The sequence below is a fragment of the Amphritea sp. HPY genome (assembly GCF_050870985.1).
GTDB lineage: Bacteria > Pseudomonadota > Gammaproteobacteria > Pseudomonadales > Balneatricaceae > Amphritea.
Genome location: NZ_CP194015.1, coordinates 5,071,497 through 5,085,007, shown reverse-complemented (window position 1 = coordinate 5,085,007; position 13,511 = coordinate 5,071,497). Strand labels below are relative to the sequence as shown.

Sequence of the window (13,511 nt, the reverse complement as noted above, 5' to 3'; positions counted from 1 at the left end):
GGTAACCGGGCAGTTAATCAGTACGACTTTAAATCACCTTACTGCAGCGCTTTCTTTACTTTCGCTGCAACATCTTCTGAAACCCACTGGCTCCAGGTTGCTTCATGTTCCGCCAGGAAATATTCAGCAGCGACTTCGCCATCAGCCTGGTTATCTTCCATCCAGGCCAGCAAGCTATTCATCTGGGAGTTAGTAAAAGAACGGTTAGCCACATAGTCGTACGCTGCCGGAGACTTAGAGGCAAAGGCTTCCGTCGTCACTGTTTGTACCGGCGATGGCGGATACATAGTCACTTTCGGTTCAGCACAGTCTTCAGCAGTTGTGCAGTTAACAAACTCATCTTCATCGACACCTGAACCAAAATCAACTTTCACCATTTTGTACTTACCCAGTACCGCAGTCGGCGCCCAGTAGTAACCAAACCAGGCTTCCTCACGGGCAAATGCCTTAGCGATAGAGCCTGACAGACCAGCACCTGAACCAGGATCGATCATTTCAAAACCGGAGTCTTCCAGTTTCATAGCGGTAAACAGGTTGCCCGCTGAGATCTGGCAGTTCCAGCCAGCAGGGCAGCCGTAGAAAGCAAAACGATCTGGATCTTCAGGGTGTTTAAACAGTGCAGCGTGTTTCTTTATGCCTTCGATGGTTGCCAGCTCAGGATACTTCTTCACCAGAAACTCCGGTACCCAGAAGCCCTCCTCTCCACCGTCGGACAGAGAGTTACCGGCATAGCGCAGACGCTTCTCAGCAACACCTTTATCCAGCGCATCCTTCATGGAGTTACTCCACATTTCAGGCGCAATATCCGGTTCATTCTTCTCGATCATCGAAGTACCGGTAGGCATAGTATCGCCAGGAACAAGTTCTGCCGCACAGCCATAACCATGTTCAAGAATAAAGCGATCCACATTGGCGATCAGCGTTGCCGAGCTCCAGTTCATATCAGCAATGGTCACGGTGCCGCAATCATCAGCGGCCTGCGTAAAAGAGCTCGCCAGAATAAACGGTGCCGCTGCCAGTAGAGCGGTCTTAGCCATTCGTTTCATATTCTCTCCAGTCCTTCTCAGAAAATTTTATTTTTTAATAATTGATCAAATCATATTACAACTCTAATATTTAGAGTTCAAACTATTACAGCACTAATTATTAATTAGTTATGTATTGTTCACTGCCGAAGTAACTAACTGATATTAAATATGAATAACACACCATACTGGCAAGAAATACTTATCTCCCTGCGACGGATTATTAGGGCAACTGATTTGCAGTCTAAACGTATTTCTAAGGAATGCGGCCTGACCATCCCGCAGGTGATGGTGCTGCGCTCGATTAAGACCCTGGGTGATGTCACGGTAAAAAGGTTATCGGATGAGGTTTCGCTGAGTCAGGCGACAGTGACGACTATTTTGAACCGTCTTGAAGTTCGATTACTGGTCGAACGGGTACGCTGCGCCAGTGACCGGAGAATAGTCAATGCCCGCCTGACGCCGGAAGGCGAGGAAGTACTGGCCAGTGCCCCACCACTGCTGCATGAGGCCTTTATTGAACAATTAGATAATCTGGAAAGCTGGGAGCAGACTCAGATTCTGTCATCGCTGCAGCATATCGCCAGCATGATGGATGCGGAGGGTCTCGATGCCGCGCCACTACTGGATATCGCAGCACCATTACAAGATTCACAAGCCAACGTTACCGGATCGGCTAAAAGTGAGAAAACAGCTGGCTAATACTGGCCCAGATCCTGTCATCGCTGCAGCATATCGCCAGCATGATGGATGCGGAGGTTCTTGATGCCGCGCCATTGTTAGATATCGCAGCACCATTGCAAGATTCGCAGCTAAGCGTTACAAAGCCAGCAAAAAGATAACAATTAAAGCCGTTCTGAAATTGCCAGCAACTGGTTTTCCAACTCTGCCCACTGTGCCGGATCGGAACCGATCACTTCGATCCGGCTGTCCATCGTTTCATCCAGCTCCTGCATACTCAGTACACCATCGGCCAGGTTAAAGGCGAACACCCCTTCAGTTGTTATAAACACCGCTTTCAGGCGTTCTGCAGCGAGTCCGTAAAGCAGGTTCTCCAAGCCGTTAAAATCAAACTCGAAGTCCGGCTCGAAGATCCAGCCGCTGCTATGGAAGCCTTCACCCCGGTTATCCCGGCGCAGATAGCCACAAGCTGGTATCTCATCGTCAATTACCAAAGAATCTTCAAAGTGGTGATGCTTTGCAGGTGCCTCAACTCCAGTGACATTCATAACACTGTCCAGCCACTCGCGCTCCAGCTGCCCCTGAGTGACGGGATACAACGGCGTGTTCTCTAAACCCTGTGTTTCAAGATAAGCCGATAGCTGCAGCAGATCAGCCTCGGCATAACGATCCTGTTTATGGGCGATCAGGATATCCGCTACCTGCAACTGCTGATTAAAGGTATCGTGGTCGGTATAGCGACTGTCGCTGATCTTGCGGGCATCCACCAGAGTCAGGGTTGCGCGAAGATCAAGTACTCCCCGGTAGTGTTCGCCGTGCAGTACGGAAAGCACTTCCCGCGGGTGACCCAGGCCTGTCGGTTCAATTAACAGGCGATCGGGCTTTGCCCGCTGGATCAGCTGATTCAATGCGATCTGCATCGGTAAACCGGCAGCACAACACATGCAACCGCCTGGTACCTCACGCAGGAACACCTGGTCCGAATCGTCGCTGTTCATCAGGGCGGCATCGATGCCGATCTCGCCGAACTCATTGACCAGCACGGCCCAACGTTCGTTCTCCGGCTTATTCGCCAGCAGATATTGAATAGCAGTGGTTTTACCAACGCCGAGAAAGCCGGTGATGATGTTAGTGGGGATCGATTTCAGGATAGGCATCAGCGACGACTTCTTAGCTAGTAATGATAAATAAAAAAGGCTTGATTGTTACATTATAACAATCAAGCCTTTTCCGATGAAACAGTTTTACCCTATAAAGGGAAAACACTGTTTAACAATCACTGCTTCGCCCTGATACACGAAAAAGCACAATAGCTTTTTACCAGGAAGACTCCCTGATCAGTACCGCCAACGCGGTGGTCAGGTAATAGCCTAAGATACTCTCCGCCTCACCGCTGATAAGCACCTGACCTCGTTCTACCTGGCCAAAGCCCTGCTCTGGCAATTTGTCGACCTGCAAAGTCACCCGGTACAACGCTTGTTCGGGGATCAGGGTTTCCTTCTGCGGACGAACCGGAATCGAACCACCATTGACCGATGCCAGCATCGGCTCAGTTAACACCCGGCTGGTGTCGCGGTCGATATTGGTCACCGTCAGGCGTAGCGGATCCGAACCCGGCGTTTCAGTGAAGAAGCGGCCGCTATCCCCCAGCTTAATTCGCGAAATATCACCCTCTTTGAGAAAGGTTTCCACCTGCCAGCTGGATGGGTCGATCAGGGTCGCAATCTGAGCATCCTTCTGTACCCAGTCACCGGGCCGAAGATCCGGCATCGGATCCACCAACTGCCCTCTGAAAGGCGCCACCGGCCTGAGCAGTTTCTGCTCCTGATGGATGCCTTTAAGCTTAGAGTTAACCTCTGCCAGCTGTTTCTCAATCAGTGGCAACTGCGGTCGCATCTGTATATCCAGTGCCGCCGCCTGACGCTGCCAGGCGACGGTGGTCAGCTCGGCGATAGTCAGTAGTTCACGCTGATCCAGTACCGGCGACTGCATTTCCAGCAACAGCTCTCCAGCAGCTAATTGTGTTCCGGACGGCGGCAACGGCGCCACCAGCTGCGCTGGCGCAGGCGCATACAGGGCAAAAGAGTTCACCGGTTCCAGCACCGCCTGAGCACCGACGCGGAAGTTAAGCGGCAGGAAGCCGGCAATAATTAACAGGAAAAAACAGATAATCCAAATAGATGAATACCCAGAGAAAACAGGGTTTGATTTTGAATCTTTACTTTCCATAAATTCAACATCCTCATCAAACACTCAGAAAATATCTAACAATACTAAATCTACTTTTTATAAGCCGATAATTTTTCTGATGGCATCTAAGGGACCACGCAAAAGCAAGAGGCTAATAGGTACATAATTTCCTTTAACTTCAACCTCTCCCCTAGCGCCAAAGGTTACACCATTCTGCTCGTTCTTAACTTTTGCTCTCATCCGGTAAGCAACACTGCCATCCGGCAATACCACGGGTGAGTGTGAAATATAAAATATTTCAGCTTCAATAAGAGGTTTCTGCCCACTTCTGAAAGTTGCATCCACAAACTCAGGAAATTCAACTAGATATCCTGATGGAATCCATGCTTCTACGTCAGCATTATCCCCAGTTGCCACCACTGCTAGCCGTTGACCAGCATTGACTGAACGCCCGAGCAATTCCGTATCAAGATCATAAAAAATTTCCCCGGACTCCGGAGCATAAATGGAAGTCAACTCAAGTTGATTACGAAGATACGCAACTTCAGCCTGTTTCGTTGCAACTGCTGCCTGAGACAGAGCAACCGAAATCTGATTACTCTCATTCTTAGAGGACAACAGTTTTCTTGCCGATTTATCATATGCCTCTTTTGCTGCCTCTAAGCTAAATAGAGCAAGTTTAAGTTTTTGTTCTAGCTCAGAGCTATCCAGGGTAAATAACAAATCACCTTTTAGTACCTTTTCCCCAAGGCTGACGATAACTTTATCCACAGCTCCCGTCATTCCAGAACGAACCAGAACCTGACTTTCAGGTATTAACCGCCCCGGGACAACAATTGACTCCCGTATTGGAACGACAAACATAATCAAAAAAGACAATAAACAGATGAAAAAGAGTTTTTTTCTTGACTTCATGCCAGCCAATAATTCAGACGGTGCACCTATCACCCTTTTTTTTTTAGAGTAGAGGGCATGTCCATGATGACAGGCTGCAGTGGCTGATCATCAGAGGACGGTACTATACACACTTCATCATTAGAACTAGTATCTTCGGTAACTATTTGACCGTCACAGAATGGCTCAAGACTTGAGGAAAGATCACAAACATGCCATTCAAAATAGTCTGTTTCTTCCCCGCCAGCGCTATCTTTAGCGGTGATTGATACAAAATATGGACTTTTTAAGCAGACATTTTCATGCCAGCTACCTGAAATATCTCCTGTTTGTTGATCTATATCCAATCCGTCAGGCAGACCTTCAGCACAAAAACAAAGCTCCCCAATGGAAGTAAAATACCCAGCAGTACTGATCTCTACATTATCAGATATATTGTGTACTTGATCAGGAATGGATCTACCGCGAACACTTTCAGGATTAGCCAGATGCCAACTAAAGAAGTCGATCAATAAGTCCCCACATTCTCCCTCAGCTATAACTGAACAGGCCTGCTGATGTGAAAAATCGCCAGAATTGGGCGCTTTACACACACCTAGAATTACACCTGTAATTGGATCAATGCGAACACCTTCCGGTAATCCTGTTGCACTGTAGCTTTGATTCATCTCTCCATTTATTTCAAAAAAAACTGAGCATTCAATATGAACAGCATCTCCTATTTCATTTCTCTGATCAGGCATTCCGTTAATTCGTTGTTCTTCCATTTTCACTTACTCAAAAAAATTTATTCAACTTAACATAACCAAATATAACGACAGCATATCGAGAAACTAAAGGTCTTAGGAGAAAATACAATAGAATAGACCCCATTAATACAAATGTGGCTCCTGTTGCTGGCGTTACAAACGGCTGGTGCCTTTATCCCCATTGACCAACAGCAGCCGCTAACTAGATCTTCGAACCACGCAGTTGCCTCCCTCGAAGCCTATCCGATCCCCCCTCCCCCCCCCCCCCCCAGAATGAGATGACGAAGTGTGTAACCGTTGGCTGGCATCAGATAACCCTTAACAGAATCGAACATCAGAATTCACTCGAACATATTTGACTAATGACTTCTTTCACCCAATGTATAAACTCTTCACTCCCAGCGAGGCTCCAGATCTAGTGTCGCTAATATATGACAAAATGGTGACTGAAGTTGATACCCAACAATTTTATATATATCAGAAGTGTTAAATTGTTACTGAAGTATCTTTATGTTGTTTGGGTATATCGTGATGTTAGAAGATCTATTAGAACGAATTGATCAGCATGAATTTGAGCAGCTTGCAGATAGTATCAAGCAATCTCTTGCTGAACATCGCAAGTGGATGCAAGTAATAAGTGTTGCCATTGTCAGTCGTGAGCCCATCAATACCAATGCTTTTATTGCTGAAGACGCCCATAAGCACTGTCGCTTCGGTAAGTTGATGAACCGTTTTCTTACTGATCCCATTTTTCACCATGGATCATTCCTTAAAGTTGATCAATTGCATGTCCAACTACATGATACTGCTCGTAAATTAATGAATCAGTTAAAAGGTCAAGGTGATGTAGACATCGAACTTTACAAAAATTTTCTGGATATTCAGAAAAAGTTTTTTGACTTGGTTCTGATGATCTTTGAGTTCTCCGTAATTAATAAGCATCAGTTTGATACAACCACTAAATTAATGAATCGGCGCACAGTGGACACTGTTCTCTCTAATGAGAAGCACCGCATGCAACGATCAGTGGATTCAAATTGTTTTATCGCTTTGGCTGACATTGATAAATTTAAACTATTCAACGACACGCACGGTCACGCTGTAGGTGACTTAGTTCTTGAACACTCAGCATCAGTATTTCATGAGAGTATCCGACGCCATGATACTGTTGCGCGATTTGGTGGAGAAGAGTTCCTTTTTGTGTTGCCAGACATGAACCTGCTAGGTGCTCAGCAATCAGTTGAAAGAATTCGCGAAAAACTGGCTAACTCTACTGTTGATGTGGATGGCAAATCTTTAGGAGTAACAGCGTCTTTTGGTATCGCCGTACTTTGTAAAAGAAGTGATATTAGGGATTCCATTAAAAACGCTGATATGGCTCTATATAAAGCGAAAGAGAATGGCCGAAACTGCACCTTCTATGCCGATAGTACAGCAATCCTTGAGGTGATGAGTTCAAATAATATTGGAACTGGTAATGCTTCGACTGAGTTGATTAGAGAGCTTTGTTACCCCGTTTAAAATATTGAATCGATAACCCCTTTAAAACGCTTTGTTTCTACTAATTCTCCAATCCGACAAAAGAAACAACGACAACCGCTATTGAATCTTGCACAGGCAGCCTTATATCCACAGTAATCAACTTCAGGGATTTCTTATACTACCTGACACCTCACTTCGAGGACAATCAAACGCTTGTTCTAAAAAAGGTTAATCGTCAATTACCAGAGAACGCAGGCCTAATCTTCATGAATTAAGTACTAAGTACTCTCTGCGGCGTAAAGGCTTGGAAATTGGTTCTTGATAAGAGCGTATTTACCACAGAGAATACAGAAAAGAGATTAATCAAAGAAAAGGTTTTATCTAGGTGTCTCGGTGGTGCAAGGTTTTAGGTTTATCACTGAGGGTACAACCCTGAAGCATAAACGATGACTTGGTTATGATTATTGTTTGGCAACTTCACCACAACCCATTTCGTCGTTTTTATCGTAACTTCCACGCGATCTGAGAATGAACCAAAAAAAGCCCCATGATCGGGGCTTAAAAAAGAAAAACTACGGTTAAAGATCAGAGGTTATCCAGCCCCTGCTCAACCATATCGACGGCTTTGAAAATCGCACGCCCCTTGTTCATAGTTTCTTTCCATTCCAGACGCGGAATAGAATCGGCGACTACGCCCGCACCGGCCTGAATATGCAGTACATTATCTTTAATTACCGCGGTACGGATTGCGATCGCAGTATCCATATTACCGTTCCAGGACAGGTAGCCGACGGCGCCACCATAGACGCCCCGCTTGACCGGCTCCATCTCATCGATGATTTCCATCGCCCGCACTTTCGGTGCACCACTCAGGGTGCCTGCAGGCAGTGTCGCACGCAGTACATCCATAGCAGAGACATCGGGCTTCAACTGACCATTAACGTTCGACACGATATGCATCACATGGGAGTAGCGTTCTACTGCCATTTTTGCGGTCAGTTCGACTTTACCGATTTCGGCAACGCGACCCACATCATTACGCCCAAGGTCGATCAGCATCAGATGCTCGGCGATCTCTTTGGGGTCCGCCAGCAACTCTTTTTCCAGCGCCAGATCTTCCTCTTCAGTCATGCCACGGCGGCGGGTTCCGGCAATAGGTCGCACACTGACTACGCCATCTTCTACCCGCGCCAGAATCTCCGGCGAGGAGCCAACAACATGATGGTCATCCAGGTGCAGTACGTACATATAAGGTGACGGATTCAGGCAGCGCAGTGCCCGATACAGGTCCAGCGGACTGCTGTGGAATGGAATCGACATGCGCTGTGAAATAACAGTCTGCATGACATCGCCGGACAGGATGTAATCCTTAATCTTATCCACAGAGTCTTTAAACTGCTGTTCGCCAAAGCTGGATTTAAACTCAGCCTCGTCCACTTCACGACGTTGTCCGGCTGGCGTTCCATGATGGGGGATAGAAAAACGCAGGCGACTAACCAGCTCATCCAGTTTCAAATGCGCTTTATCCAACGCATCTTCTTCATCCGGATCGGCATGACTTATCAATACCAGCTTGCCGCTGAGGTTATCAAACACGACAACTTCATCGGATACCATTAACAGAATATCCGGCGTGCCAATCACATCTTCCGGCGCGCTATCGGCCAGTCTTTTTTCGACATAACGCACACAGTCATAGCCAAAGTAGCCCACCAGGCCGCCATTAAAACGTGGCAGATCCGGCAGGTCCGGTGCCCGGTAACGGGTTTGGAACTGCTCAACAAAATCCAGAGGATCGGCGACTTCGGCCTGCTCGACAATCTCACCGTCAGTTTCGACCTGGATCCGATGGCCAAAGACTTTCAATACAGTGCGACAAGGCAGACCGATGATCGAATAGCGGCCCCACTTTTCACCGCCCTCAACTGATTCCAGCAAGTAGCTGTACGGCTGATTCGCCAATTTCATATAGGTGGAAAGCGGAGTATCCAGATCGGCTAACACTTCGCGGATAACAGGGATACGATTATAGTTTTGAGCGGCCAGCTCAGAAAATTGTTCTGGAGTCATGATCTGATCTCAATATTTAACACTTTGAAGGTGTTATGGATAACGATGTAAATGGCGTCGATCGGAAAAATGACGACGCAGTACTGACAAAGCAGGGTTCAGTTACGCCATCGCCATCGTTCGCCCACGTAAAGCGGGCTGTTTGTTATCCCGGAACACCGGATTAGCATCGTTTGAGACACTGACAGATCCATCAAATCAATTAAGTAATTGCCGCTAACAATATAGCAGCGGCGCTTACGAATCAACTATGCCAGAACTCCTCTACTCCTCTGGCAGGCTGTCCGCTATCGGACGGTTTCTGATCGCTATACGTAAGATCAGATAACCGACCACAGCAGATGCGACAGAGCCCAGCAACACTGCCAGACGGTCGGCAGAACCGTATAGTTCTCCCATCCCCTCATAGGCCAGAGAGTTAATAAACAAGCTCATGGTAAAGCCTATTCCGGTTAACACCGATACGCCATAGAGCATCAACCAGCCTGCCTGATCAGGCTTACGGGCCAGGCCTAACTTAATCCAGACCCAGGAGAAGATGAATACACCTAACTGCTTACCGACAAATAAGCCAAGCAGAATACCCAGGGGCACTGATGCAAATAACTTCTCCAGCGATATACCTGAGAGATCCACTCCCGCATTAACGAAAGCAAACAGCGGTAGGATCATAAACGCAACCCAGGGGTGCAATGAATGCTCCAGCACTTTTAATGGGGTTTCTTCTTTGCTCTTGGTATGTAGAGGAATAGCCAGCGCCAGAATAACCCCGGCCAGCGTGGCGTGGACACCGGATTTAAGTACGCTAATCCAGAGTACAGCACCGACCAGCATATACGCTGCGATCCGCACCACACCAAGACGGTTCATCAACACCAGCGTCGCAATTGCCAGGCCGGCAACGGTCAATGAAGTAACAGACAGATCCACGGTATAGAACAACGCGATAACAATAATCGCCCCAAGATCGTCCATAATCGCCAACGCCATCAGAAACAGCTTCAGCGATGGCGGGACTCGTGGCCCCAGCAAGGAAAGAATGCCAAGCGCAAAGGCTATATCGGTTGCGGTTGGAATCGCCCAACCACGCATATCAACTTCCGGGCCATTCATATTTACAACGTAGAACACCAGCGCCGGCACCACCATGCCGCCTACTGCAGCAATACCCGGCAAGCTAACCTGGGACAGGTTGGACAACTGCCCTTCCATTACCTCCCGCTTCAGTTCCAAACCCACCAGCATAAAAAAAACGGCCATCAGGCCATCGTTGATCCAGTGCAGCAGCGATTTTTCCAGAGCCAGATCACCAATCCGTACGCCGGCATTCAGATGCTGAAAATCGTAGTAAAAGCCGGACAGCGGAGAATTGGCCAGCGACATCGCCAGCACCATCGCGCCAATCAGTAAGATGCCACTGGCGGATTCGAGTTTAATAAATTCCTTTAACATCGCAGCCTCAATTTTCAGACAAAAAAAAACCCGGCCTTGGGAGCCGGGAGAATATTGGATGAGAGTCCATTTACTTAAAAAGACTGGGAGAGTCTTACAACCTTACGTTAACAACTTTTCTTAACAAGCTTACCTGATAACCGTATTTATCAAGCTTACTTAACAACCTTACTTTACAACCTTTGTAGCGGTCCCGAATGCTCTGTTTTAAAAAGCATGACAGCTGCAATGAGTCCCAGTATAGTCAGATAAATTTTAAATAAAATTCGTATTTTACAGAAAAACAGTAAGATTTTTACGAGGTGTTAACTTTGAACTTTAAACATCTGCGTTACTTTATGACGGTTGCCCAGGAAGGCAGCATCAACCGTGCCAGCGAAAAACTACACCTGACCCCGCAGACAATCAGCGGTCAGCTAAAGCTGTTGGAAGATGAGCTCGGAGCGCCTCTATTTAAAAAACGGGGGCGTAATCTGAAGCTGACTAAAGCCGGGCAACACGCCCTGGGGTATGCCCAGGAGATCTTCCTGCTGGGCGATGAGCTGCAGCAAGGAATTCGTAGCGATAATCGTTACAAGGTACAACGCTTTAATATCGGTATCGCCGACGTTTTGCCAAAGCTGATCACTTATCACCTGCTGGAACCTTCACTCAGCCTGACCGACCCCACCCGCCTGATCTGCCACGAAGGCCCCTTGCCCAGCCTGCTGGCCGACCTTGCCACCCGAAAAGTGGACCTGGTCCTGGCAGACCGCCCACTGGACAGCAGCTTTCATGTCAGGGCCTATAACCATCTGTTAGGCGAATGTGGCCTTAGTTTTTTCGCCACCACCAAAGATGCCGGACAATACCGGGATAACTTTCCCCAGTCCCTGGAAGGGGCTCCTATGTTGATGCCATCTGCCGAGACCGAACGGGGCACCGGACTGGCCCGCTGGTTTGATCGTCATAAGATCCGCCCGGATATCCGTGTCGAATGTGCCGATACGGCACTGATCGAAGCCTTCGGCCTTTCCGGTGCAGGAATATTCTGTGCGCCCAGCGTTATTGAGCAGCAGATGACCCAACAATACGGTGTCGAAGTTATCGGTCGGATGGATGATATCCGGGAACGTTTTTACGCGATTTCTCTGGAGCGCAGGGTCAGTCACCCAGGCGTACTGGCTGTCTGTAATGCTGCCCGAATGGCACTGTTTGAAGAACCGGCAACTGCAGAGCAACAGGCTGAATAATCGAAACAGAAGAATCCGGGAACGGCCTATAGCTCAGATCAGTTCAAGCAGGTTATCCACAATCAGATCCGGCTGATAGCCACTGATCGGCTCGCCATGGTTGTACCCGTAACTCACCGCCACAACAGGGCAGCCTGCAGCCCTTGCCGCATGAATATCGCTGCGCGAGTCACCCACCATCAGTGTTTGCTCAGGATTGATCTGCAACTGCTGCATAGCATGAAGCAAGGGTAACGGATCTGGCTTTTTCTGCTCCAGACTATCGCCGCCGAGAACTATCGAGAAATACTGCTGCAACCGGAACTCTTCCAGTAACGGTTCGGTAAAACCGATCGGCTTATTAGTAATTAAGCCCATCGTCACAGACTCAGCGACCAGTTGATCCAGAAATTCCCGTACACCGGCGTATAGCTGACTTTTGGCGGCACAACAATTGCCGTAAAAATCCAGAAACAGAGGAAAAGCCTGATCAAACAATGTCTGATCAAGCTCTGCTTGCGAAGGTTCCTGCTGACCACTGAGTGCACGTTTCACCAGCATTGGCGCACCATTGCCCACCCAGCTGCGCACTTGCTCTTCGCCTGCGGGAGGTCGTCCAAGAGTCTGCAACATCTGGTCTGTTGCCAGGGCAAGATCCGGCACACTATCCAGCAAGGTGCCGTCCAGATCGAACAGCACCAATCCCGGCATCTCGCCTTTAAACAGTGACTTCATCAGGCCTATCTGAACCCTTATGAATTTGAGCCAGTATTACACTTTAGCCAGTTCGGCACGCATCTGATCGATGGTCGCCTTGTAGTCATCGGTATTAAAAATGGCAGAACCGGCCACAAAAGTATCAGCACCCGCAGCGGCGATCTCCCGGATATTGCCGATGCCAACGCCGCCATCAACCTCAAGGCGAATATCCAAACCACTTTCTTCGATAATCTTACGCGCCTGTTGCAGCTTCTTAAGCGTGCCCGGGATAAACTTCTGACCACCAAATCCGGGGTTAACCGACATTAGCAAAATCATATCGACTTTATCCAGAACATAATCCAGATAGCTCAGCGGCGTTGCCGGATTAAATACCAGGCCCGACTTACAACCGCCATCACGGATCAATTGCAGTGAACGATCAATATGATCCGAAGCATCAGGATGGAAAGTAATAATACTCGCGCCGGCCTCGACAAAATCTCCGATCATCCGATCTACCGGTTTAACCATCAGGTGAACATCGATCGGCGCTTCGATACCATGGTTACGCAACGCTTTACATACCATTGGACCGATGGTCAGATTCGGTACGTAATGATTATCCATAACATCGAAATGAACATAATCCGCACCCGCGGCAAGTACATTTTCCACCTCTTCACCAAGGCGGGCAAAGTCGGCAGAAAGGATAGATGGTGCAATTTTAAAGTCGGACATAATGTTCACTCAGGAAAAGTCTTCACGGTAGAAGAGAAAGAGAATATGCCGCACATTGTACTGCCAGAGAATTTGCAAACAAGTCCTTTAGCCACAGTCTCCTCAATCTAAGAGCGAACCTCAGAGAATATGTCAGCCAACTCCGTACTGTCAGAGAATTTGCAAACAAGTCCTTTAGCCGCAGTCTCCTCAATCTAAGAGCGAACCTCAGAGAATATGTCAGCCAACTCCGTACTGTCAGAGAATTTGCAAACAAGTCCTTTAGCCGCAGTCTCCTCAATCTAAGAGCGAACCTCAGAGAATATGTCAGCCAACTC

General features: G+C 47.9%; 13 protein-coding genes. 4 read left to right on the top strand and 9 right to left on the bottom strand.

Annotated elements, in window-relative coordinates; genetic code table 11:
* Positions 1–38: 38 nt before the first annotated feature.
* Positions 39–1,037 (bottom strand): ABC transporter substrate-binding protein, encoded by a 999-nt coding sequence (locus ACQUQM_RS22600; RefSeq protein ID WP_432474870.1) that lies wholly within the window; start codon positions 1,035–1,037, stop codon positions 39–41.
* Positions 1,038–1,196: 159 nt separating this feature from the next.
* Here ACQUQM_RS22600 and ACQUQM_RS22595 point away from each other — a divergent pair, with 159 nt between their 5' ends.
* The gene (locus ACQUQM_RS22595; protein WP_432472122.1) at positions 1,197–1,727 is read left to right on the top strand and encodes a MarR family winged helix-turn-helix transcriptional regulator; all 531 of its coding nucleotides are present in this window, start codon (positions 1,197–1,199) and stop codon (positions 1,725–1,727) included.
* A 143-nt stretch (positions 1,728–1,870) separates the two neighbouring features.
* Here the strand turns inward: ACQUQM_RS22595 and ACQUQM_RS22590 are convergent, their stop codons facing one another.
* The 4 genes from ACQUQM_RS22590 to ACQUQM_RS22575 form a co-directional block, all read right to left on the bottom strand.
* Positions 1,871–2,863 (bottom strand): CobW family GTP-binding protein, encoded by a 993-nt coding sequence (locus ACQUQM_RS22590; RefSeq protein WP_432472121.1) that lies wholly within the window; start codon positions 2,861–2,863, stop codon positions 1,871–1,873.
* Between the two features lie 160 nt (positions 2,864–3,023).
* Positions 3,024–3,935, bottom strand: a complete 912-nt coding sequence (locus ACQUQM_RS22585) for an HlyD family efflux transporter periplasmic adaptor subunit (RefSeq protein ID WP_432472120.1) — start codon at positions 3,933–3,935, stop codon at positions 3,024–3,026.
* Between the two features lie 57 nt (positions 3,936–3,992).
* Positions 3,993–4,811, bottom strand: a complete 819-nt coding sequence (locus tag ACQUQM_RS22580; protein WP_432472119.1) for an efflux RND transporter periplasmic adaptor subunit — start codon at positions 4,809–4,811, stop codon at positions 3,993–3,995.
* 29 nt (positions 4,812–4,840) lie between these two features.
* Positions 4,841–5,557, bottom strand: coding sequence for a putative Ig domain-containing protein (locus tag ACQUQM_RS22575; RefSeq protein WP_432472118.1), 717 nt, complete (start codon positions 5,555–5,557; stop codon positions 4,841–4,843).
* 513 nt (positions 5,558–6,070) lie between these two features.
* Between ACQUQM_RS22575 and ACQUQM_RS22570 the strand changes: the two genes are divergently transcribed.
* Entirely contained in the window at positions 6,071–7,060 is a 990-nt protein-coding gene (locus tag ACQUQM_RS22570) for a diguanylate cyclase (protein ID WP_432472117.1), read from the top strand.
* A 546-nt stretch (positions 7,061–7,606) separates the two neighbouring features.
* On the opposite strand, the gene trpE is transcribed toward ACQUQM_RS22570, so the two are convergent.
* Complete coding sequence (gene trpE, locus ACQUQM_RS22565) at positions 7,607–9,091, bottom strand: anthranilate synthase component I (protein WP_432472116.1); 1,485 nt, start codon at positions 9,089–9,091, stop codon at positions 7,607–7,609.
* 35 nt (positions 9,092–9,126) lie between these two features.
* Here trpE and ACQUQM_RS22560 point away from each other — a divergent pair, with 35 nt between their 5' ends.
* Positions 9,127–9,258, top strand: a complete 132-nt coding sequence (locus ACQUQM_RS22560; RefSeq protein WP_432472115.1) for a hypothetical protein — start codon at positions 9,127–9,129, stop codon at positions 9,256–9,258.
* Positions 9,259–9,355: 97 nt separating this feature from the next.
* Here ACQUQM_RS22560 and nhaA read toward each other — a convergent pair whose 3' ends face one another.
* Positions 9,356–10,543: a Na+/H+ antiporter NhaA gene (gene nhaA / locus ACQUQM_RS22555; RefSeq protein ID WP_432472114.1), complete on the bottom strand. Its 1,188-nt coding sequence runs from the start codon at positions 10,541–10,543 to the stop codon at positions 9,356–9,358.
* Between the two features lie 311 nt (positions 10,544–10,854).
* Here nhaA and nhaR point away from each other — a divergent pair, with 311 nt between their 5' ends.
* Positions 10,855–11,775 (top strand): transcriptional activator NhaR, encoded by a 921-nt coding sequence (nhaR, locus tag ACQUQM_RS22550; RefSeq protein ID WP_432472113.1) that lies wholly within the window; start codon positions 10,855–10,857, stop codon positions 11,773–11,775.
* Positions 11,776–11,808: 33 nt separating this feature from the next.
* Here the strand turns inward: nhaR and ACQUQM_RS22545 are convergent, their stop codons facing one another.
* Entirely contained in the window at positions 11,809–12,489 is a 681-nt protein-coding gene (locus ACQUQM_RS22545; RefSeq protein WP_432472112.1) for a phosphoglycolate phosphatase, read from the bottom strand.
* Between the two features lie 36 nt (positions 12,490–12,525).
* Positions 12,526–13,194 (bottom strand): ribulose-phosphate 3-epimerase, encoded by a 669-nt coding sequence (gene rpe, locus ACQUQM_RS22540; RefSeq protein WP_432472111.1) that lies wholly within the window; start codon positions 13,192–13,194, stop codon positions 12,526–12,528.
* Between the last annotated feature and the right edge of the window lie 317 nt (positions 13,195–13,511).